Here is a 20,420-nt window from a genome sequence, read left to right on the forward strand (position 1 = left end):
CGCGCGCCCGCCGCGCCCGCCGCGCCCCGCGCGCGCCGAACCCCGTTGCCGCGCCAAGCCCCGCCCACCGCGTCGAAACCCACCCAGCGCGCCGAAACCCACCCAGCGCGCCGAAACCCGCTTCGCGCGGGTGGGTTTCGATGAGCTCAGCGGGCCTCGGTGTCCACGGCGGGTCTCGGACGACACAGCGGGGCTCGGCATCCATCCCCGTGCCCAGCCCCGCCCACCACGTCGAAACCCACTCGTCGCGTGGAAACCCGCCCGCCCACCGTGGGTTTCGGCACGCACGATGGGTCTCAGCACGCGCAGCGAGTGTGCAGGGATGCCGAGCCGGCCCGTCCAGCGGACCCGCCGTGCCGACGCCGACGGGCGAGAACGCGACAGGGCGCCCTCCGAGTGGAGAACGCCCTGTCGACGGATGCTGCTACGCCGACGCCTTCGCGTTGACGTCGCTGGGCAGCGCCTTCTTCGCGGTCTCGACCAGCGACGCGAACGTCGCCGGGTCGTTCACGGCCAGCTCGGCCAGCATGCGCCGGTCGACCTGCACGCCCGCCAAGCCCAGGCCCTGGATGAAGCGGTTGTAGGTGAGGCCGTTCGCGCGGCTCGCGGCGTTGATGCGCTGGATCCACAGGCGGCGGAAGTCGCCCTTGCGCTTGCGGCGGTCGCGGTACGAGTAGACGAGCGAGTGGGTGACCTGCTCCTTCGCCTTGCGGTAGAGGCGCGACCGCTGGCCGCGGTAGCCCTCCGCGCGCTCAAGGATGGTGCGACGCTTCTTGTGGGCGTTGACGGCCCGCTTGACTCTTGCCATTTCTTTCGTTCCTCTTCGTGCGTCGGCTCAGCGGCCGAGAAGCTTCTTTGCGACCTTCGCGTCGCCCTTGGCGAGCACCTGGTCTTGCGACAGGCGGCGGGTGCGGCGGGTGGGCTTGCCCTCGAAGTTGTGGCGCAGGTTCGCCTGCTGCTTCATGAGCTTCCCGCTGCCGGTCACCTTGAAGCGCTTCTTGGCGCCCGAGTGGGTCTTCTGCTTCGGCATCTCTCTATTCCTTCGTTGTGCTTCCCGCGTGCGGGAGTCGTACCCCGCTGGCGCGGGTGGTCTGTGGGGCCTACGAGGCGGCGGCCTCGTCGGCGGGAGCGGCAGTGCGCGCGGTGCGCGCGGCCTCCTTGTTGGCGGCGCGCTGCGCGTTCTGCTCCGTCTTCACCTCGGACTTGTTCTTGTGCGGCGCGATCACCATCACCATGTTGCGGCCGTCGATCGTCGGGTTCGACTCGACGGTGCCGAACTCGGCGACATCCTCTGCGAACTTGCGCAGCAACCGCACTCCCTGCTCGGGCCGGGACTGCTCGCGACCGCGGAACAGGATCATGGCCTTCACCTTGTCGCCCGCCTTCAGGAAGCCCTCGGCGCGCTTGAGCTTGGTCGTGTAGTCGTGCGCTTCGATCTTCAGCCGGAACCGGACCTCCTTGAGGACCGTGTTGGCCTGGTTGCGCCTGGCCTCCTTGGCCTTCTGCGCCGCCTCGTACTTGTACTTCCCGTAGTCCATGATCTTCACGACGGGAGGCCGGGAGTTGGGGGCCACCTCGACCAGGTCGAGGTCTGCCTCCTGAGCCAGACGCTGCGCAACCTCGATGCGGACAATGCCGACCTGTTCGCCGTTGGGCCCGACGAGACGGACCTCGGGAACGCGGATGCGCTCATTGGTGCGGGGATCGCTGATGCGGAACTCCTCTTCGATGGTGGGAAGGCCACCGCGGAACGAGGGTTCGACCCGCGGGCGGAAGAAGACCGGCCCTCCGGCTCGTGCGGCAGGCGCCAGGCCCGCGGCGGCGCGTACGCCGTTTCGCACCCGGTCTACCTTCCGCGTCAGACGCGGAGGCGGAGTGCTGCGGACCCGGTAGCCTGGAGCGGCAAGCGCGGGTGGGATGTTATCCTCTTTCGTTCCGAAGCAGAACGCTCCGGAGCCCGGCACAGTCTAACAGAGAGTGGCGTGTGGACACGATTCGCGACGAGGACGGACGCCCGCAGCGCTGGGCGGAGCAAGAGCGGGCGGCCGCGGCGGCATCGCGCGACATCGCCGACGTGCCCGCCGTCGAGGTGATCACCACCGCCGCCGTGCACCTCATGAGCGCCGCCGCCGTCAAGGTCGGCCTCGCCGACGATCCCGACACGCAGACCGACCTCGACGAGGCGCGCAAGCTGATCAACGCGCTCGCCGGGCTGATCACCGCCGGCGCCCCCGAGATCAGCGACATGCACGCGCGATCGCTGCGCGACGGACTGCGGTCGGTGCAGCTCGCGTTCCGCGAGGCATCCCCCCTTCCCGACCCGATCGGCCAGGGCCCCGGCGAGAAGTGGACGGGCCCGGTCACCTGACGCGCGAGGCGAGGCGAGGCTACGGCGTGCGGACCAGCTTGACGGTCAGCGAGTCGACGAGCACCGCGATCCGGTGGTCGGCGGCCCAGCGGGCGGCGAGGCGCTGCAGGATGGCGTCGAGCTCGCCCTGGTCGAGTCCGTCTATGAGGTGCAGGCGCACGACGAGCTCGGGGCCGCTCATGCGGGCGTCGGGGTCGCCCGCTGCGACCGTGAGGTCGAGCACGCCGAGCTCGTGCCCGACGCTCTCCTGCAGCGCCGCGAACACCTCGGGCGACTCGGGCGCCGGCTCCCACGGCTGCCGTTGCGCGACCGCCCACACGGCGGGTCGGCGCAGCACGAACTCGGTCTCCGACCCCGGGTCGATGACGATGAGGTCGGTGCTGCCGTCGTCAGCGGCGGCCACCGCGGTGCGCACGCCGTCCGCCGGCACCGGGCGCGCGGCCTGGTCCCAGCGGGCGAGCGTCTCCACCGACGTGAACACGGGCAGCACGTGACGGCCGTCTGGCCCCGCCACCGTGACGATCGACAGCTCCTGCGTCTTGTCGACCTCAAGCCCGTGCGGCCCGGTCTCGCGCTCCTCCCCGCCGGCCTGGGCGACGAGCGGGATCAGCAGGCGGGCTGCGCGGTAGGCGTCGACGACGGATGCCGCGCCCCCCGCGCCGTCTCGGAACGCCACAAGCGCTGCCAGCAATGCCGGGTCGGCAGCGCCGTCGTCGTCGGCGTGCGGGTTCGCGTGGAAGCTGCGCCCCGCCCACGGCACCCCCGCGGAGTCGGCCGCGCAGGAGTGCGCGTGCGGGTCAGTCTCCCGCGACATCCAGCGCCTCGGCGAGCGTGAACGCGCCGGTGTAGAGCGCCTTGCCCACGATCGCGCCCTCGACACCGCGCGGGACGAGCTCGCGCAGCGCGGCGATGTCGTCGAGGCTCGAGATGCCGCCCGAGGCGACGATGGGCTTGACGGTGCGCGAGGCGATCTCGGCGAGGAGCTCGAGGTTGGGCCCGCGCAGCGTGCCGTCCTTGGTGACATCCGTCACCACGTACCGGGCGCACCCGGCGCGCTCGAGCCGGTCGAACACGGTCCACAGGTCACCGCCCTCGCGCGTCCAGCCGCGGGCCGCGAGGGTCGTGCCGCGCACGTCGAGGCCGACCGCGATGGCCTCGCCGTACCGGCCGATGACGTCGGCCGCCCACTCGGGGTTCTCCAGCGCCGCCGTGCCGAGGTTGATGCGCGCCGCGCCCGCCTCCAGCGCCGCGTCCAGCGACTGGTCGTCGCGAATGCCGCCGGACAGCTCGACCTGCACGCCGCGCATGTGCTTGATCACGCGCCGCAGCACCGCCTGGTTCGATCCGCGCCCGAACGCGGCGTCGAGGTCGACGAGGTGGATCCACTTCGCGCCCTGGCGCGCCCATTCCAGCGCGGCCTCGACGGGGTCGCCGTAGTGGGTCTCGCTCCCGGCCTCGCCCTGCGTGAGGCGCACGGCCTGGCCGCCGGCCACGTCAACGGCGGGCAGAAGGATCAGCTCGGGTGTTGCACTGAAGTCGCTCATGGTCCTTGCGCGATCGCCGTCGGAGGCGCCGGCGAAGCTCCGGCACGGCTTTAGAGCGTAGTCCCGCCCAGTCCGTCGATCCAATTGGACAGCAGCCGGATGCCGGCGGCCCCCGACTTCTCGGGGTGGAACTGGGTCGCCGAGAGCGGCCCGTTCTCGACCGCGGCGAGGAACGGAGCGCCGTAGTCGCACCACGTCAGCACGGGTTGCGGAAACGGCGGCTGGACGTCGAGGAGCCAGTGCTGGGCGGCGAAGGAGTGCACGAAGTAGAACCGCTCGCGCTCGATGCCACGGAACAGGCGCGTGCCCTCCCCCGGGGTCACCGTGTTCCAGCCCATGTGCGGGAGGACAGGGGCATCGAGCTCGGTGACCGCGCCCGGCCACTGGCCCAGGCCGTCCGTGTCGACGCCGCGCTCGACACCGAGCTCGAACAGCACCTGCATGCCCACGCAGATGCCGAGGACCGGCCGGCCGCCGGCGAGTCGGCGCCCGATCAGCTCGTCTCCACGGACGGCCCGCAGCGACTCCATCACCGCGCGGAACGCCCCGACGCCGGGCACGACGAGCCCGTCGGCATCCATCGCCAGCGCGGAGTCCGCGGTCAAGCGGGCGTCCGCGCCGGCCGCGGCGAGCGCCTTGACGGCCGAGTGCACGTTGCCCGATCCGTAGTCCAGCACCGCCACGAGCGGGCTGCGAGTCACAGCGCGCCCTTCGTGCTCGGGATGCCCTGCACCAGCGGGTCGAGCGCTTTGGCCTGGCGGAACGCGCGCGCGAACGCCTTGTACTCCGCCTCGGCGATGTGGTGCGGGTCGCGGCCGCCCAGCACCGTCACGTGCACCGTGAGGCCCGCGTTGAAGGTGATGGCCTCGAAGCTGTGGCGCACCATCGACCCCGTGAAGTGGCCGCCGATCAAGTGGTACTCGAAGCCGGCCGGCTCGCCGGAGTGGACGAGGTACGGCCGCCCGGAGATGTCGACGACCGCCTGCGCGAGCGCCTCGTCGAGCGGCACCAGCGCATCGCCATAGCGCGAGATCCCGGCCTTGTCGCCGAGCGCCTCGCGGATCGCGTGGCCAAGCACGATCGACACGTCCTCCACCGTGTGGTGGACGTCGATGTCGGTGTCGCCGGAGGCGCGGACGGTGAGGTCGGTGAGCGAGTGCTTGGCGAACGCGGTCAGCATGTGGTCGAAGAACGGCACGGTGGTGTCGATGCGGCTCTTGCCGGAGCCGTCGAGGTCGAGCTCGAGCTCGACGGTCGACTCGCTGGTGACGCGGCGGCCAGAGGCGGTGCGTTCGCTCGTCATGCCGCCGAGTCTATCGAGGCCAGCGCGTCCAGGAACGCGGTGGTCTCGTCTTCGGTGCCCGCGGTGACCCGCAGCTGGCCGGGCAGGCCGACGTCTCGGATGAGCACGCCCCGGTCGTAGAGGGCCTGGAACGTGGCGGCCGGATCGTCGACCCCGCCGAACAGCACGAAGTTGGTCCACGACTCATGCGGCTGGTAGCCGAGCGCGGGCAGTGTGGCGGAGATGCGGTCTCGTTGCGCGACGATCTCGTCGACCATCCGCAGCATCGTCGGCGCGTGGCCCAGGGCGGCGGTTGCCGCCGCCTGGGTCAGAGCGCTCAGGTGGTAGGGCAGGCGCACGAGGCGCAACGCGTCGATGAGCGCCGGGTCGGCCGCGAGGTACCCCACGCGCGCACCGGCGAACGCGAACGCCTTGCTCATGGTGCGCGAGACGACGAGCCGCGGCCGGTCGGCGAGGAGCGTGAGCGCGGACCGCTCCTCGCGGGGCGCGAACTCCGCATAGGCCTCGTCGACGATCACGATGCCGTCGGTGGCCTCGTACACGGCCTCGACGACGTCGAGCCCGACCGGGGTGCCGGTCGGGTTGTTTGGCGAGCACAGGAAGACGACATCCGCGCCCGCCTCGGCGGTCTGCTCGGCCGCGCCCTGCGGGGTCAGCGTGTAGTCGGGCTCGCGCTCGCCCGCCACCCATTCCGCCCCCGTGCCTCGGGCCAGCAGCGGGTACATCGAGTAGGTCGGCGCGAAGCCGAGCGCGGTTCGCCCCGGCCCCGCGAACGCCTGCAGCAGGTGTTGCAGCACCTCGTTCGACCCGTTCGCCGCCCACAGCTGGTCGCGGGTGAGGCCGTGGCCGAGGTAGTCGGCGAACGCCTCCCGCAGGGCGGTGAACTCGCGGTCGGGGTAGCGGTTGATGTCGCGCAGCGCGAGCGCGATGGAATCGAGGATGTCGTCCGCCACCTCCTCGGGGACGGGATGCGTGTTCTCGTTGACGTTCAGCGCCACCGGGAGCGCCGCCTGCGGGGCACCGTAGGGCTTGAGGCCGCGAAGGTCGTCGCGTATCGGAAGGTCGTCGAGGGTCGCGCTCACCCTCTCCATGCTACGGCGCGTACTCCGCCGGAATGGCGAGCTCTTGCCCAGGGACGATGACGCCGCCCTCGATCGAGTTCAGCCGCACGAGGGCGTCAACGACATCCCGCGGGTCGGCCGAGGGCGCGATCTCGGTCGCGATCGACCAGAGCGAGTCGCCCGAGGCCACCCTGACCGTCTCGAACGACGCCGGCGACAAGCCCGCGCTGCTCGACGCCAGCGCGGCGCCGCCCGCCATCATGCCGAGGAAAAGCGCGATCGCGGCCGGAAGCGCGGCGAGGACGGCGAGCACGCGGCGCCCTCGGGCCGTCAGCCGCAGCCGGGTGCGCGCTTCGGCCGCACGGGCCCCACGGGGGGCGGCGATCGGTACGGAGATCGAGATCGAAGTCATGGCGTTCCTCGCGTTCTGGGTGTCGCTCGGGGAGAGATTCGTTCCCGGTTCTCGGCCGGGAGACTCGGGAACGAATCTCTGTTCCGAAGCTATCTTCTATATTGTCGACTGTCAAGCCGGTCGATGTGCCGGAGTCCGATTCCCCTGCGACACGCGGCGGGCTGCTGCGGGATCATCGGATCATCGGATACGGTTTCGACAAGAACAGCCCATCATCGACCTCCGACATTCGAAGAGTCACTCATCCGGGAGCAGCGCACATGTCCGAGTCACACCCGCAGACGGACCACGCCGGCAAGCCGCCTCGCGAGAAGCCGCAGACCCGGCGGCGCAAGAGCCTGAGCGACAAGCAGATGGCGATCCTCGAGGTGATCCAGCGATCGATCGCGCGGCACGGCTATCCACCGAGCATGCGCGAGATCGGCGACGCCGTGGGCCTCAAGTCGCTGTCGAGCGTGACGCACCAGCTGAACCAGCTCGAGCTCAGCGGCTATCTGCGCCGCGACGCGGGCAAGACGCGCGCGATGGAGGTGCTCATCGACCTGCCCGGGGCCGCCACAGAGAACCCCGCCGACACCGCGCCGAGCGTCGGCGACGCGGCGCTGGTGCCACTGGTGGGGCAGATCGCCGCCGGCATCCCGATCACCGCCGACCAGCAGATCGAGGAGATCTTCCCGCTGCCGCGCCAACTCGTCGGCAAGGGTGACCTGTTCATGCTGAAGGTCAACGGCGAGTCGATGATCGACGCCGCCATCTGCGACGGCGACTGGGTCGTGGTGCGCATCCAGCCCACCGCTGACAACGGCGACATCGTCGCGGCGATGCTCGACGGCGAGGCGACGGTGAAGACCTTCCGCCAGCGCGACGGGCACACGTGGCTGCTCCCCCGCAACAGCGCCTTCGAGCCGATCCTCGGCGACGACGCCGTCGTGCTCGGCAAGGTCGTCGCGGTGATGCGCGCGGTCTGAGCGCGATTCCGCGACCGCAGTCTCGCTGCGTCGGCTGCGCGTCGGCATGGAAAGACCCGTGCAACACGGCAAGACCACCCGTGTGACACGGCGAGACCCACCTGCGTGGCCGAGACCCGTCATCCTGGTCGGGGTTTCGGCGCGGGGGACGGGTTTCGGCGCGCGGGACGGGTTTCGGCGCGCAGCGCGGGTTCGGGTGCTCAGGCGTGCTTCGGCGCGCGGGACGGGTTTCGGCGCGGGTGGATCCCGAACGATCCCGCCGCACCTGCCGAGACCCACCAATTGCGCCGAGACCCACCGCGCACGCGCGGGTGTCAGCAGGCAAAGCGGGTCTCGGCGCGGAAGGCAGGTGTCGCGCGCACGCGCGGCGGCCGCCGCTAGCGTGGGAGCCATGCCCCCGACACTCCCGTACGGCTCGTGGCCCTCGCCGATATCGGCGGCCGACGTCGCTGCCGGATCGCATCCCGTCGACGGCGCCCGCTTCGTCGGCGACGAGATCTGGTGGCTGGAGCGGATGCCGGGCGAGGCAGGGCGCTCTGCCGTCCGCCGCCTCGGCGACGGCGAGCCGGAGACGCTGCTGCCCGCGCCGTGGGACGCGCGCTCGCGCGTGCACGAGTACGGCGGCGGCGCGTGGACGGCGACGGACTCTGGCATCCTCGTCTTCGTCGAGAAGACCGACCAGCGCGTGTGGGCGCTCTCCCCTAGCGACACCGCGCCGCATCCGCTCACACCCCCCGGCCTGGGCATGCGCTTCGGCGAGCTCAGCCTGGTCGGCGACGAAGTGTGGGCGGTGCGCGAGACGCACGCGGCGGTTGGGCACGTCACGCCGCGCGACATCGTCGCCATCCCGCTCGACGGGTCTGCGGCCGACGACGCGGCGGCGATCCGGTCCGTGGTGGCCGGCAGCGACTTCGTCGCCTACCCGCGGGTGTCTCCTGACGGCGCCCGCCTCGCATGGATCGCGTGGGACCATCCGCGGATGGCGTGGGACGGTGCAGAGCTTCGCGTGGGGAGCCTCGTGGACGGCCGCGTGACGAAGTGGGAGGCCGTCGCCGGCGGACCCACCGAGTCCGCGCTGCAGCCGGAGTGGACGGATGCCGCTGAGCTCACATTCGTGTCGGACCGCACGGGCTGGTGGAACCTCTATCGCTGGAGCGACGGGGAGGTGACAGCGCTCGCGCCCGCGGAGGCGGAGACCGGCGGCCCGCTGTGGAACCTCGGCATCCGGTGGTTTCTGCCGCTGCCGGGCGGTCGCATCCTCGCGGTGCGCACGGTCGGCTCGGACGCGCTCGTGCTGCTCGACCCCGCGAGCGGCGCGCTGCGCGCCCTCCCGTCGGAGGCCACGTCGCGCGTGCTGCTCGATGATGCGCGCGGTTCGCGAGTGCTGCTGCGCGGGGCGGGCGCGCGCAGTTTCGGCGGGCTGTGGCTGCTCGACCTCGACGACCCTGACCCGCGGCCGACGCTCGTGCGGGGCGCGGTGGACGCCGCGCCGGATGCGGCGTGGCTGCCGGCTGCGCGCGCCGTCACGGTCGACGGGCCGCACGGCCCCGTGCACGCCTTCGCATACGCCCCGACCAGCCCGGTCGCCGTCGCGCCCGACGGCGAGCTGCCGCCCTGCCTCGTGCTCGTGCACGGCGGGCCGACAGCGCACGCGTCGGGAGGCGCGTCGTTGGAGGTCGCGTTCTTCACCAGCCGCGGCATCGGCGTGCTCGATGTCAACTACGGCGGCTCGACCGGCTACGGCCGCGCCTATCGCGAGCGGCTTTCGGGGCAGTGGGGAGTCGTCGACCGCGACGACGTCGTCGCCGCTGCATCCGGGCTGGCGAGCCAGGGCCTCGCCGACGGGGCGCGCCTCGCCATCCGGGGCGGCTCTGCCGGCGGCTGGACCGCGCTGTGCGCGCTCACCGCGTCAGACCGGTTCGCGGCGGGGATCAGCCGCTACGGCGTCGCCGACCTCCGGGCGCTCGCCGCCGACACACACGACTTCGAAGCGCGCTACCTCGACGGGCTCGTCGGCGCGCTGCCGGAGGCCGAGGACGTGTACATCGACCGCTCGCCGCTGTCGCACCTGGATCGCTTCACGACCCCCATGCTCATCGAGCAAGGGCTCGACGACGCCGTCGTTCCGCCCGCGCAGTCGGAGGCGGTGCGCGACGCGCTCGCCGCGAAGGGCATCGCGCACGCGTACCTCGCGTTCGAGGGCGAGTCGCACGGGTTCCGTCGCGCCGAGACGATCGTGCGGTGCCTTCAGGCCGAGCTCGCGTTCCTCGGCCGCGTACTCGGATTCGAGCCGCTGGACGTGCCCGCGCTCGCGCTGGATGCTGTTGACCCCGGTTGTTGAGCGAGCGCGGCGAGGCGAAACGCGGCGACGGCCCGCTCCGCGTTTCGCCAGATCAGGCTATTTCGCGTCGTCAGGGCGTTTCGTCGCGGATCCTCCTGACTGCGCGAGATCAGGAGGTTTCGGAGAACGGATGGACGTGCGCACCCGCGGGCCGAGAGCGCTCCTCACCGGTCGAACGCGGCGTCCACGGCGTCAGCGAGCGCGGCCATCGACGGGAACTCGAGGTCGGGCTGCACCGCGACCCGCGGGTCGGGTGTCGCTCCCCAGCCCGGCTGCGCGTGCCGGCGATTGATCCACACCGACGGCAGGCCCACGGCCTTGCCCGGCACGTGGTCGTGGAAGAGGGACTGCGCGACGTGCAGGAGCCGCCCCGTCGCGCCGACCTCGTCGGCGCGCGCCAGCAAGGCGGCGAAGTTCGCCGGGTTCGGCTTGTACGAGCCGATGTCTTGCGCGGTGAGGATGTCGTCGAACTCGACGCCGAGCTGTCGATTGCTGCCGGCGAACCCCTCGCGGTCGACGTTCGACAGGATGATCAGGCGGTAATGCCGCTGGAGCCGGGCAAGCGCCTCGGCCGAGTCGGGGAAGGCGGGCCAGCGCAGCACCGACGTGCCCAGCGCGTCCGCCTCGGCATCCGTCACCGGGAGCCCGAGCGCGTTCCCGGTGCGGCGGAAGGCCTCGCGCAGCACGTCGGGGTACAGCGTCGTCGGCGCCTCGGCCTCGACCGCCGCCTCGTGCTCCGAGTAGGCCACGAGCACCTGCTCGTCGGTCATCGACGGGTCGTGCTGCCGCGCCCATGGGCCGAGCACGGCCGCGATTCCCGCCTCCCAGTCGATGAGGGTGCCGTAGCAGTCGAAGCTCAGAGCGGTGTAGTCGGCGAGGTCGATCGTCATGAGTCCGCGACGCCCTGCTCCGTGTAGGGAGCGAGGCGGCCCCCGAGCACGGCGGGCACGCGCGCGTGCAGCAGCGTGCCCTCCTCGCCGTGCTCCTGCGACAGGATCATGCCGTGCTCGTGCACGGCAGACACGAGATCGCCGCGGTTGTAGGGAACGAGGGCACGCAACTCCACTTCGGGAAGCGGCAGCGCCGCCTCGATCGCCGCGCGCAGCTCGTCGACGCCCTCGCCGGTGCGCGACGACACGAAGTGCGCGTTGGGCTCGAGACCGCGCAGCACGAGACGGGTGTCGTCGTCCACCAGGTCGGCCTTGTTGAACACCACGACCTCCGGGATGCCGCGGGCGCCGACCTCTCCCATCACGTCGCGCACCGTGGCGAGCTGCGACGCCGGGTCGGGGTGTGCCGCGTCGACGACGTGCAGCACGACATCCGCCCCCGCCACCTCTTCCAGGGTGGACCGGAACGCCTCGACGAGCTGGTGCGGCAGGTTGCGCACGAACCCGACCGTGTCGGTGAGCGTGTAGACGCGGCCGTCCGCTGTCTCCGACCGGCGGACCGTGGCGTCCAGGGTCGCGAACAGCGCGTTCTCGACAAGCACGCCCGCGCTCGTGAGGCGGTTCAGCAGCGACGACTTGCCCGCGTTGGTGTAGCCGGCGATCGCGACGGACGGGATCGTGTTGCGCTTGCGCTCGGCGCGCTTGGCGTCGCGCGCCGGGCCGAAGGCCCTGATCTGGCGGCGCAACTGGGCCATCCGGTCGCGGATGCGGCGCCGGTCGAGCTCGATCTTGGTCTCGCCGGGGCCGCGCGAGCCCATGCCGGCCCCGCCCGCGCCCACTTGGCCACCGGCCTGGCGGCTCATCGAGTCGCCCCAGCCGCGCAGGCGCGGCAGCAGGTACTCGAGCTGGGCGAGCTCCACTTGCGCCTTGCCCTCGCGGCTCTTGGCGTGCTGGCTGAAGATGTCGAGGATCACGGTCGTGCGGTCGATCACCTTGACCTTCACGACATCCTCGAGCGCGCGCCGCTGGCTGGGCGCGAGCTCGGTGTCGGCGATCACCGTGTCGGCGCCGAGCGCGGCGACGAGGTCGTGCAGCTCTTGCGCCTTGCCGCGGCCGAGGTAGGTGGCGGGATCGGGATGCGGCCGGCGCTGCAGCACGCCGTCGAGCACGACCGCGCCGGCGGTCTCGGCGAGCGCGGCGAGCTCGCGCAGGGAGTTCTCGGCGTCGACCTGGTCGCCCTGCGGGTAGACGCCGACGAGCACGACGTTCTCCAGGCGCAGCTGCCGGTACTCGACCTCGGTGACGTCTTCGAGCTCGGTGGACAGCCCCGGCACGCGGCGCAGCGCGGCGCGCTCCTCGCGGTCCCACTGCTCGCCGTCGGTGGCCGTCTCGGCGGTCGTGGCGGAGTCTTGCAAGGCCTGCGCAGCCCCGAACACGCGCACGTCCGCCCCGCGAGTCTGGGCGCGCGCGAGCACGCGCTCCACGGGATCGACGGTGGGCGCGGTGTCGGTTGTGTCAGTCATGCCATCCTCTCCGGGCATTCTCGCCCGGCGACCTGTAGAACTCTAGCCTCCCCGAGCGGCCGCGGCTCCGGTACGCTCGTCAGCCATGGGAGGCGAGCAATACTTCAGCGCTTCTCCCTCCAGCGCCGAGAACTTCCGTCGCATCCGAGTGCGCCTCGCCGGGCGCGACGTCGAGGTGACCACCGCGGGCGGCGTGTTCAGCCCTGACCGCCTCGACTCCGGGACGGGCGTGCTGCTTGCCAACACTCCTCCAGCGCCGCCGGGCGGGCACTTCCTCGACCTCGGCTGCGGCTGGGGGCCGATCGCGATCTCGCTCGCGCTCGAGTCTCCTCGCGCGACCGTGTGGGCCGTGGACGTGAACGAACGCGCTCTCGGCCTCGTGCGCCGAAACGCCGAGGCGCTGGGCTTGCAGAACATCAACGCCGTGCTGGCCGACGATGTTCCCGACGACGTCGTGTTCCGCACCATCCGCTCGAATCCGCCGATCCGCGTCGGCAAGCACGAGCTGCACGGCCTGCTCGAGCGCTGGCTGCCGCGGCTTGACGAGCGCAGCGACGCGTGGCTCGTCGTGCAGCGCAACCTCGGCTCCGACTCGCTGCAGCGCTGGCTGGCCGCCACGCTTCACACCGGGTTCAGCGTGCACCGCGCGGCGACCGGGCGCGGCTACCGCGTGCTCAAGGTGCGCCGACACGGGTCTCCGCGCTCCGACGACGGCGACGTGGCCTGAGAGTCGCGTCGCGGCCGGTCAGGCGAGTGTGACCTCGCCGGAGTAGACGAGCGTCGCAGGGCCGGAGAGAAGAACGTGCGGGATGCCGCCCACCGGCGCGACGCGCACGCCCAGCGTGCCGCCCGGCACGTCGACGCTCCAGCGATCGGGAGCTGCGGGGCCGGCCCACTCGCGCACCGCGAGCGCCGCCGCCGCGACGCCCGTGCCGCAGCTCAGCGTCTCACCCACTCCGCGCTCGAACACGCGCATCCGGATCGAGCCCACGCCGCCGCGCACGAGCGGGTCGGCGGGCACCACGAACTCGACGTTCGCCCCGTCCGGGGGCTCGGGCTGCAGGTGCGGCACGACGGTCAGGTCGAGCCCGTCCAACTCGAGGTCGGTCGGCAACGCGACCACGACGTGCGGGTTGCCCACGTCGACGCCGAGCCCCGGGCGCTGCACCGGCAGTCCACGGGCGCGCACGAGCGTCTCGCTCGACTCGACGCGGAACGCGCCGAGGTCGACCTCGAACCCGAGTTCGCTGCGCGTCATCGGCAACGCGCCGTTGCGCGTGCCGATCAGGATCGTCTCGCCGTCGGCGAGGGCCGCGAGCTGAGTGTCGAGCAGGTAGCGCAGGAACACTCGGATGCCGTTGCCGCACATCTCCGCGGCCGACCCGTCGGCGTTGCGGTAGTCCATGAACCATTCGGCATCGGGGGTGGCCGCGCCCTCCGGCAGCGCGGTCGAGCGCACGACGCGCAGGATCCCGTCCGCGCCGATGCCGAAGTGCCGGTCGCACAGAATCGCGACGTGGTCGTCCGACAGGTCGAGCGCGCCGTCCGGATCGGCGATCAGGACGAAGTCGTTGCCCGTGCCGTGGCCCTTCGTGAACGGGATGGTCTGCGGCATCCGTTCAGTCTAGGCTCGCACCGTCCACCACGTGGGCGGCATCCGTGCCCGGCTCGACCCACTCCACCCCGTCGTAGCGACGGAACCACGACACCTGGCGGCGGGCGTAGCGCCGCGTCAGCGCCTGGGTCTCGGCGATCGCCTCGGCCTCGCTCAGCTCGCCCGACAGCTGCGCGAGCGCCTGCGCGTAGCCGATCGCGCGGCGGGCGGTGGCGCCGTCCTCGAGCCCCCGCGCGCGCAGCACGGCGACCTCGTCGAGCAGGCCGTCCGCCCACATCGCCCGCGCGCGGGCGTCGAGCCGCGCCACAAGCTCGTCGCGCGGCACGTGCGTGCCGACGATCCGCGTCGGCGTGTGCCACAGGCGCGGCGCCTCGGGCAATGCCGCCCCGTGCGTGTGTTCGCCCTGCTCGAGGATCTCAAGTGCGCGCACGATGCGCCGGCCGTTGCGGGGGTCGATGCGCTCGGCCGCGGCCGGACCGCGCTCGCGCAGCCGCGCGTACAGGGCTCCGGGGCCGCGCTCCTCGAGCTCGGCCTCCAACCGCGCGCGCACGGCGGGATCGCGCGGCGGGAAGCGGAAGTCGAACAGCACGCTCGACACGTAGAGCCCCGACCCGCCGACGAGGATCGCGTCGGCCCCGCGCGAGTGGATGCCGCCGATCGCCGCGCGCGCGACGCCCTGGTACCACGCCACCGCCGCCTCGTCCGTGACTTCGAGCACGTCGAGGAGGTGGTGCGGGATGCCGCGCCGCGCCGACTCGGGGAGCTTGGCGGTGCCGATGTCCATGCCGCGGTAGAGCTGCATCGCATCGGCGTTGACGATCTCGGCCGGCCTCCCCCGGGCAGCGAGGGCCTCGGCGAGATCGAGCGACAGGGCCGTCTTCCCCGTGCCGGTCGCGCCGACGATCGCCCACACCGTTCGCGCGCCAGAAACCTGCACTCGCGCGCCCATTTCGCGTGCGCGATTGCAGCTTTCTGCAGCGTGCCCTTCGACAAGCTCAGGGACCGGGGCGATTCGCTCGGGGACCGGGGCGATCCGCTCGGGGACCGGGGCGTCCTCGCTCAACGGCCAGGGACGCCGACGCGCAGCGTCGGGAGCCCGAGCGGCACGGGGCCAGACGCGCCCGAACTCCCCGACCCGGCGGCCGGAACGGCGCACGACTCGGTCTGCGAGCGGTCCCACGCGTCGCCGGCGCGCGTGCGGCGGATGCGCAGGGGCGCCCCGTCGGGCGCGTCGGCAAGCAGGTGGAACGGCGCGGCGTGCGTCACCACCACCGTGACGACATCGCCGGGGCGAGGCGTGTCCGAGCCGGCGGGCAGCTCGAAGTGCACGAGCCGGTTGTCCTCCGCGCGCCCGGTGAGACGGTGGGTGGAGGCATCCTTCTTCCCTTCGCCGGTCGAGACCAGCACCGCCAGCTCGCGGCCGAGCTGGCGCTGGTTCTCTTCGAGCGAGATGCGCTCCTGCAGCGCGACGAGGCGCTCGTAGCGCTCCTGCACGACCGTTTTCGGCACCTGGCCGGGCATCGTCGCAGCCGGCGTGCCCTCGCGGATCGAGTACTGGAACGTGAACGCCGACGCGAACCGCGCGCGCTCGACGACGCGCAGCGTGTCTTCGAAGTCCTCGTCGGTCTCGCCCGGGAAGCCGACGATGATGTCCGTCGAGATGGCGGCGTCGGGCATCCGCGCCCGCACGCGGTCGAGGATGCCGAGGAAGCGCTCGCTGCGGTACGAGCGGCGCATCGCGCGCAACACACGGTCGGAGCCGGACTGCAGCGGCATGTGCAGCTGCGGCATGACCGCGGACGTCTCGGCCATCGCGTCGATGACGTCGTCGGTGAACGCGGCGGGATGCGGCGACGTGAACCGGATGCGCTCGAGCCCCTCGATCTCCCCCGTCGCGCGCAGCAGCTTGCCGAACGCCTGCCGGTCGCCGAACTCCACGCCATAGGAGTTGACGTTCTGCCCGAGCAGCGTGACCTCGATGGCTCCGTCGTCGACGAGCAGCCGGATCTCGTTCAGGATGTCGCCGGGCCGCCGGTCTTTCTCCTTGCCGCGCAGCGAGGGCACGATGCAGAACGTGCACGTGTTGTTGCAGCCGACCGAGATCGAGACCCAGCCGCTGTGCACGCTGTCGCGGCGCGTCGGCAGTGTCGACGGGAACACCTCGAGCGACTCGAGGATCTCAAGCTCGGCCTCGCCGTTGTGCCGCGCGCGCTCGAGCAACGTCGGCAGCGAGCCCATGTTGTGGGTGCCGAACACGACATCCACCCACGGCGCCTTGTCGAGCACCGCCTGCTTGTCCATCTGCGCGAGGCATCCGCCGACCGCGATCTGCATGCCCTCGTGCCGGTCTTTGCGCGACTTGAGGTGCCCGAGCGTTCCGTAGAGCTTGCCTGCGGCGTTGTCGCGCACGGCACACGTGTTGATGACGATGACATCCGCCTCGTCTCCGGGCGTCGCCCGCACATAGCCCGCGCTCTCCAGCGATCCGGACAGCCGCTCGGAGTCGTGCACGTTCATCTGGCAGCCGAAGGTGCGCACCTCGTACGTGCGGGCGCGGCCGTCCGCGGCAGCGGCGGCCGGCGACGGGTCGATGAGCGTCGGGGCGGAGGATGGCGCGGACATGACCGGTTCATTCTACGTCGGCGGCCGCATCGACATAGGGAATTCATCAGCGTTCGATATCGCTCGCACGGATTGCCTGCCTACCGTGGGGATTCCTGATCGAAAGGGCCCCTATCCGAATGAGCGTTCGAGCATTCGTTCGTCGTATGCCACGATGGGCATGGTTCTCCGCGGCCGGCGTCGCCGCCGCCGTGTGCGGCCTGTCGGTCTGGCTGTTCTGCTTCGTGCTGCCCGCCCAAGCCACGGCAACGACGACCACGCGCACTGCCGCCGCGGAGCTGCAGACCCTCCAGTTGACCGTCTCCACCACCGGCACCGTCACCCCCGCCGTGCAAGAAGACGTCGACTTCGCCGTCTCGGGTGTCGTCACCAAGGTGAGCGCGCAGGCCGGCGATGTCGTCAAGAAAGGCCAGACGCTCGCGAAGGTCGACACGCTGCAGGTGAAGGCGAGCTTGCTCGAGGCGAAGGCGACGCTCGCCGAAGCGAAGGCGACGCTCGCGTCCGCGAAGGATGCGGACACCGGCAGCAGCGCCACCGAAGCCCGCGTTGAAGCAGCGGCTGCTGCGGTGAAGGTCGCGCGCGCTGCCGTCGTCGACGCCAAGGAGGCGGTCGAGGACGCGACGCTCGTCGCTCCCGCGGCGGGCCTGGTCACGAGCGTGAACGTCGCTGTCGGAGACAGCGTGACCGGCCGCAGCGGTTCCTCGTCGGACAGCTCGACGAGCGAGAGCAGCTCGGACGGGTCCACGAGCACGAGCACGAGCTCGAGCTCGGCCGCGTTCACCATCGTGGGAACGGATGCCTGGACGACCGAGGTCTCGGTCGGCGAGACCGACATCTCCCATGTGTCCGAGGGCCTGCAGGTCGAGTTGACCACCGACGACGGCGGCGAGTACTTCGGCGTGGTGAGCGAAGTCGGCCTTGTGCCCGCCACCACCGACGGCTCGGCGCAGTACCCGGTGACGGTGACGCTGACCGGCGATGCGACGGGCCTCTACGACGGTGTCTCTGTCGACGCCGCGATCGTGTACGAGCGCAAGACCGATGTGCTCGCCGTGCCGTCGGCGGCCGTCACCACCGCGGACGGAGAGAGCACCGTGACCGTGGTCGGCGACGACGGCTCGCAGACGGAGACGACCGTCGAGGTGGGCATCACGTCGGACGACTACACGGAGATCGTCTCCGGAATCGAAGAGGGCACGAACGTGCTGGTCGCGACCTTCACCCCCGGCGAGGGCAACTCCGACGAGTCTTCGAGCGGCGAGGAGATGCCCGGCGGCGGGCAGATGCCTGGCGGCGGGCAGATGCCCGGCGGCGGCTCCGGCGGCGGTGGCTCCGGCGGCGGCCCGGGCAACGGCCAGGGCGGCGCCCCGTGAGCGCGGTCATCGAGCTTTCCCAGGCGCGAAAGACCTATCGCACCGGCGACATCGAGTTCGACGCGCTGCGCGGCATCGACCTTGCCGTGACCGAGGGCGAGTACGTCGCCGTCATGGGCCCGTCCGGCTCTGGAAAATCGACGCTGATGAACATCCTCGGCTGCCTCGACGTGCTGACCAGCGGCTCCTACCGGTTGGGCGGGGAGGATGTCGAGCAGCTCAGCGAGACCGACCTCGCCCGCGTGCGCAACCGCCAGATCGGGTTCGTCTTCCAGCAGTTCCACCTGCTGCCGACGCTCTCGGCGCAGCGCAACGTGGAACTGCCGATGGTCTACGGCGAAGTGAGCAAGCCGGAGCGCCGCAGCCGGGCGCAGACTGCGCTTGCCCGCGTGGGCTTGGGCGACAAGCTCGACAACCGGCCGGGCGAGCTGTCCGGAGGACAGCAGCAGCGCGTGGCGGTGGCGCGGGCGCTGGCCGGCGATCCCACGATGATCCTCGCCGACGAGCCGACCGGAAACCTCGACTCCGCCTCGACCGACGACGTGCTCGCGCTGTTCGACGAGCTGCACCAGGCAGGACGCACCATCGTGCTGATCACCCACGAGCTGGACGTGGCCCACCGCGCGCGACGGGTCGTGTTCGTGCGCGACGGGCAGATCACCTCAGACGGACCCCCCGACCGTGGGGAGGCTTCATGAGCTGGTCGGAGACCCTGTCCACGTCGTGGCACGCCATCCGCACGCACACCCTGCGGTCGCTGCTCACCGTGCTCGGCATCCTCGTGGGCATCGCCGCCGTCGTGGTGACGGTGGGGCTGGGGCTGGGTACGCAGAAGGACGTCAGCGAGCAGATCAGCGCGCTGGGCAGCAACCTGCTCATCGTCTCCCCCGGCTCCAGCACCGACTCGGGCGGTGTGCGCGGCGGGTTCGGCACAGCCGCGACGCTGACGCTGTCCGACGCGTCCGCTCTGGAGTCGGATGTCGCCGCGCCGGACGTGCTGTCGGTGGCCCCCGAGAAGACCTCGTCACTGGCGCTCGAGGCGAATGACACGAACTGGACGACATCGGTGACCGGCACCACCACGTCGTGGACGGAGGTCCGCTCGCGCGAGCTCGCGTACGGCGACTTCTTCACGGACGAGCAGGCCGCGGCCAACGAGCGCGTGGTGGTGCTCGGGGCGGAGACTGCGGAAGAGCTCTTCGGCACCGCCGCCGTCGTCGGCCAGACCGTGAAGGTGGACGGCAGCGATTTCGAGATCATCGGGGTGCTCGAGTCGGCCGGCTCCAGCTCGTCGACCAACCTCGACGACATCGCCCTGATCCCCATCTCCACCGGCGTGAGCACCGTGCTCGGCGGCGAGAACGCCGGCAGTGTGTCGACGATCTACGTCAAGGCGGTCTCCGACGAGGTGCTGCCCGGCGCCTACCAAGAGGTCACCGCGATCCTCAGCAATGTGCACGGGATCACCGACGCGGACAGCGCCGACTTCACTGTCTCCAGCCAAGACGCCCTCGTGGACACCGCCACGGCGATCTACCGGACGCTGACGGTGCTGCTCACCGGCATCGCCGCGCTCTCGTTGCTGGTCGGCGGCATCGGCGTGATGAACATCATGCTGGTGTCGGTCACCGAGCGCACACGCGAGATCGGCCTGCGCAAAGCGCTCGGCGCGCCACCGGGGGCCATCCGCCGCCAGTTCCTCATCGAAGCGGCGATCCTCGGCCTGGGCGGCGGCGTGCTGGGGGTCGTCGTCGGGCTCCTCGCCACGTGGCTGCTTCCGCCCCTGATCGGAAGCTCGGTGATCGCCTCCGCCCCCGTCGTGCTGCTGGCGCTCGGCGTCGCTGTCGCGATCGGCCTGACCTTCGGCGTGTACCCGGCCACCCGTGCCGCACGCCTCACCCCCATAGACGCGCTCCGCAGCGAGTGACACCCGAAAGGAATCGAGAAATGCAGACATCCAGGACCAACGCCGCGCGCGCTGTCGGCGCGATCGCCGCCACCGCGGCCGCGCTGCTGGCGCTCGCCGCGTGCAGTTCCGCCACACCCACCTCGGCGAGCGTCGGCGCCTCGGCCACCGTGGCGCCACAGTCCCAGGGCCGCGGCGGCGTCTCCGGACTCATCGTCGACGCGCAGGACCAACAGCTGCAGGTGCAGGGCGACGACACGCAGACCACGGTGCGCTACACGGACGAGACCACCGTGCAAAAGACCGAGACCGTCGACGCCTCGACGATCGAGGTGGGCGATTGCGTCGTCGCGGCGACGGGGCAGGACGCCTCGGCGGCCACCACCATCACGGTGACCGCTGCCGCCGACGACGGCTCGTGCGAGGCGAGCGCGGGCGGACCCGGCGGCGGGGCGCCCGGCGGGGGCGGCAGCGCCCCCGAAGGAGGCGGGTCC

Annotated in this window: 21 protein-coding genes and 1 pseudogene; 8 read left to right on the forward strand and 14 right to left on the reverse strand. The window is 71.6% G+C overall.

Features of this window, described 5'->3' with window-relative positions:
* Positions 1-424: 424 nt before the first annotated feature.
* The 3 genes from rplT to infC form a co-directional block, all read right to left on the reverse strand.
* Positions 425-808: a 50S ribosomal protein L20 gene (rplT, locus tag QM611_RS08520; protein WP_415079486.1), complete on the reverse strand. Its 384-nt coding sequence runs from the start codon at positions 806-808 to the stop codon at positions 425-427.
* Positions 809-835: 27 nt separating this feature from the next.
* The gene (rpmI, locus tag QM611_RS08525) at positions 836-1,030 is read right to left on the reverse strand and encodes a 50S ribosomal protein L35 (protein ID WP_179490915.1); all 195 of its coding nucleotides are present in this window, start codon (positions 1,028-1,030) and stop codon (positions 836-838) included.
* Positions 1,031-1,100: 70 nt separating this feature from the next.
* The gene (infC, locus tag QM611_RS08530) at positions 1,101-1,730 is read right to left on the reverse strand and encodes a translation initiation factor IF-3 (RefSeq protein ID WP_415079505.1); all 630 of its coding nucleotides are present in this window, start codon (positions 1,728-1,730) and stop codon (positions 1,101-1,103) included.
* A 254-nt stretch (positions 1,731-1,984) separates the two neighbouring features.
* On the opposite strand from infC, the gene QM611_RS08535 reads away from it, so the two are divergent.
* The gene (locus QM611_RS08535) at positions 1,985-2,368 is read left to right on the forward strand and encodes a DUF1844 domain-containing protein (protein ID WP_415079487.1); all 384 of its coding nucleotides are present in this window, start codon (positions 1,985-1,987) and stop codon (positions 2,366-2,368) included.
* A 19-nt stretch (positions 2,369-2,387) separates the two neighbouring features.
* On the opposite strand, the gene QM611_RS08540 is transcribed toward QM611_RS08535, so the two are convergent.
* From QM611_RS08540 to QM611_RS08565, 6 genes are read right to left on the reverse strand one after another with little or no spacing between them, the layout of a single operon-like run.
* A complete protein-coding gene (locus tag QM611_RS08540; RefSeq protein ID WP_415079488.1) occupies positions 2,388-3,182 on the reverse strand; it encodes an SseB family protein in 795 nt (264 codons plus the stop codon).
* Positions 3,166-3,912: a bifunctional 1-(5-phosphoribosyl)-5-((5-phosphoribosylamino)methylideneamino)imidazole-4-carboxamide isomerase/phosphoribosylanthranilate isomerase PriA gene (priA, locus tag QM611_RS08545; protein WP_415079489.1), complete on the reverse strand. Its 747-nt coding sequence runs from the start codon at positions 3,910-3,912 to the stop codon at positions 3,166-3,168. The genes QM611_RS08540 and priA overlap by 17 nt, the downstream gene beginning before the upstream one ends.
* A gap of 50 nt (positions 3,913-3,962) precedes the next feature.
* Positions 3,963-4,613, reverse strand: a complete 651-nt coding sequence (gene hisH, locus QM611_RS08550; RefSeq protein WP_415079490.1) for an imidazole glycerol phosphate synthase subunit HisH — start codon at positions 4,611-4,613, stop codon at positions 3,963-3,965.
* Entirely contained in the window at positions 4,610-5,215 is a 606-nt protein-coding gene (hisB, locus tag QM611_RS08555; protein ID WP_415079491.1) for an imidazoleglycerol-phosphate dehydratase HisB, read from the reverse strand. Before hisB ends, hisH begins: the two co-directional genes overlap by 4 nt.
* Complete coding sequence (locus tag QM611_RS08560) at positions 5,212-6,306, reverse strand: histidinol-phosphate transaminase (protein ID WP_415079492.1); 1,095 nt, start codon at positions 6,304-6,306, stop codon at positions 5,212-5,214. The genes hisB and QM611_RS08560 overlap by 4 nt, the downstream gene beginning before the upstream one ends.
* Position 6,307: 1 nt before the next feature.
* Positions 6,308-6,688, reverse strand: a complete 381-nt coding sequence (locus QM611_RS08565; protein ID WP_415079493.1) for a LysM peptidoglycan-binding domain-containing protein — start codon at positions 6,686-6,688, stop codon at positions 6,308-6,310.
* Between the two features lie 260 nt (positions 6,689-6,948).
* Here QM611_RS08565 and lexA point away from each other — a divergent pair, with 260 nt between their 5' ends.
* Both lexA and QM611_RS08575 read left to right on the forward strand, forming a co-directional pair.
* On the forward strand, positions 6,949-7,656 hold the full coding sequence (gene lexA / locus QM611_RS08570) for a transcriptional repressor LexA (RefSeq protein ID WP_415079494.1): 708 nt from the start codon (positions 6,949-6,951) through the stop codon (positions 7,654-7,656).
* A 391-nt stretch (positions 7,657-8,047) separates the two neighbouring features.
* On the forward strand, positions 8,048-9,997 hold the full coding sequence (locus tag QM611_RS08575) for a prolyl oligopeptidase family serine peptidase (RefSeq protein WP_415079495.1): 1,950 nt from the start codon (positions 8,048-8,050) through the stop codon (positions 9,995-9,997).
* Between the two features lie 164 nt (positions 9,998-10,161).
* Here QM611_RS08575 and QM611_RS08580 read toward each other — a convergent pair whose 3' ends face one another.
* Both QM611_RS08580 and hflX read right to left on the reverse strand, forming a co-directional pair.
* Entirely contained in the window at positions 10,162-10,887 is a 726-nt protein-coding gene (locus QM611_RS08580; protein ID WP_415079496.1) for a haloacid dehalogenase type II, read from the reverse strand.
* A complete protein-coding gene (gene hflX / locus QM611_RS08585) occupies positions 10,884-12,410 on the reverse strand; it encodes a GTPase HflX (protein WP_415079497.1) in 1,527 nt (508 codons plus the stop codon). Before hflX ends, QM611_RS08580 begins: the two co-directional genes overlap by 4 nt.
* 85 nt (positions 12,411-12,495) lie before the next feature.
* Between hflX and QM611_RS08590 the strand changes: the two genes are divergently transcribed.
* Entirely contained in the window at positions 12,496-13,137 is a 642-nt protein-coding gene (locus QM611_RS08590; protein WP_415079498.1) for a class I SAM-dependent methyltransferase, read from the forward strand.
* A gap of 18 nt (positions 13,138-13,155) precedes the next feature.
* On the opposite strand, the gene dapF is transcribed toward QM611_RS08590, so the two are convergent.
* From dapF to miaB, 3 genes are all read right to left on the reverse strand, one after another.
* Positions 13,156-14,025 (reverse strand): diaminopimelate epimerase, encoded by an 870-nt coding sequence (dapF, locus tag QM611_RS08595; protein WP_415079499.1) that lies wholly within the window; start codon positions 14,023-14,025, stop codon positions 13,156-13,158.
* 4 nt (positions 14,026-14,029) lie between these two features.
* Positions 14,030-14,962: a tRNA (adenosine(37)-N6)-dimethylallyltransferase MiaA gene (miaA, locus tag QM611_RS08600; protein ID WP_415079500.1), complete on the reverse strand. Its 933-nt coding sequence runs from the start codon at positions 14,960-14,962 to the stop codon at positions 14,030-14,032.
* Between the two features lie 122 nt (positions 14,963-15,084).
* On the reverse strand, positions 15,085-16,647 hold the full coding sequence (miaB, locus tag QM611_RS08605; protein WP_415079501.1) for a tRNA (N6-isopentenyl adenosine(37)-C2)-methylthiotransferase MiaB: 1,563 nt from the start codon (positions 16,645-16,647) through the stop codon (positions 15,085-15,087).
* A gap of 146 nt (positions 16,648-16,793) precedes the next feature.
* Between miaB and QM611_RS08610 the strand changes: the two genes are divergently transcribed.
* The 4 genes and pseudogenes from QM611_RS08610 to QM611_RS08625 all read left to right on the forward strand — a co-directional run.
* Entirely contained in the window at positions 16,794-18,020 is a 1,227-nt protein-coding gene (locus QM611_RS08610) for an efflux RND transporter periplasmic adaptor subunit (RefSeq protein WP_415079502.1), read from the forward strand.
* A complete protein-coding gene (locus tag QM611_RS08615; protein ID WP_415079503.1) occupies positions 18,017-18,718 on the forward strand; it encodes an ABC transporter ATP-binding protein in 702 nt (233 codons plus the stop codon). The genes QM611_RS08610 and QM611_RS08615 overlap by 4 nt, the downstream gene beginning before the upstream one ends.
* The gene (locus QM611_RS08620) at positions 18,715-19,947 is read left to right on the forward strand and encodes an ABC transporter permease (RefSeq protein ID WP_415079504.1); all 1,233 of its coding nucleotides are present in this window, start codon (positions 18,715-18,717) and stop codon (positions 19,945-19,947) included. Before QM611_RS08615 ends, QM611_RS08620 begins: the two co-directional genes overlap by 4 nt.
* Before the next feature lie 20 nt (positions 19,948-19,967).
* Positions 19,968-20,420 (forward strand): annotated as a pseudogene (locus QM611_RS08625) (hypothetical protein); the annotation flags it as partial.

The sequence above is a fragment of the Microbacterium sp. genome (assembly GCF_047606685.1).
Classification (GTDB): domain Bacteria; phylum Actinomycetota; class Actinomycetes; order Actinomycetales; family Microbacteriaceae; genus Microbacterium.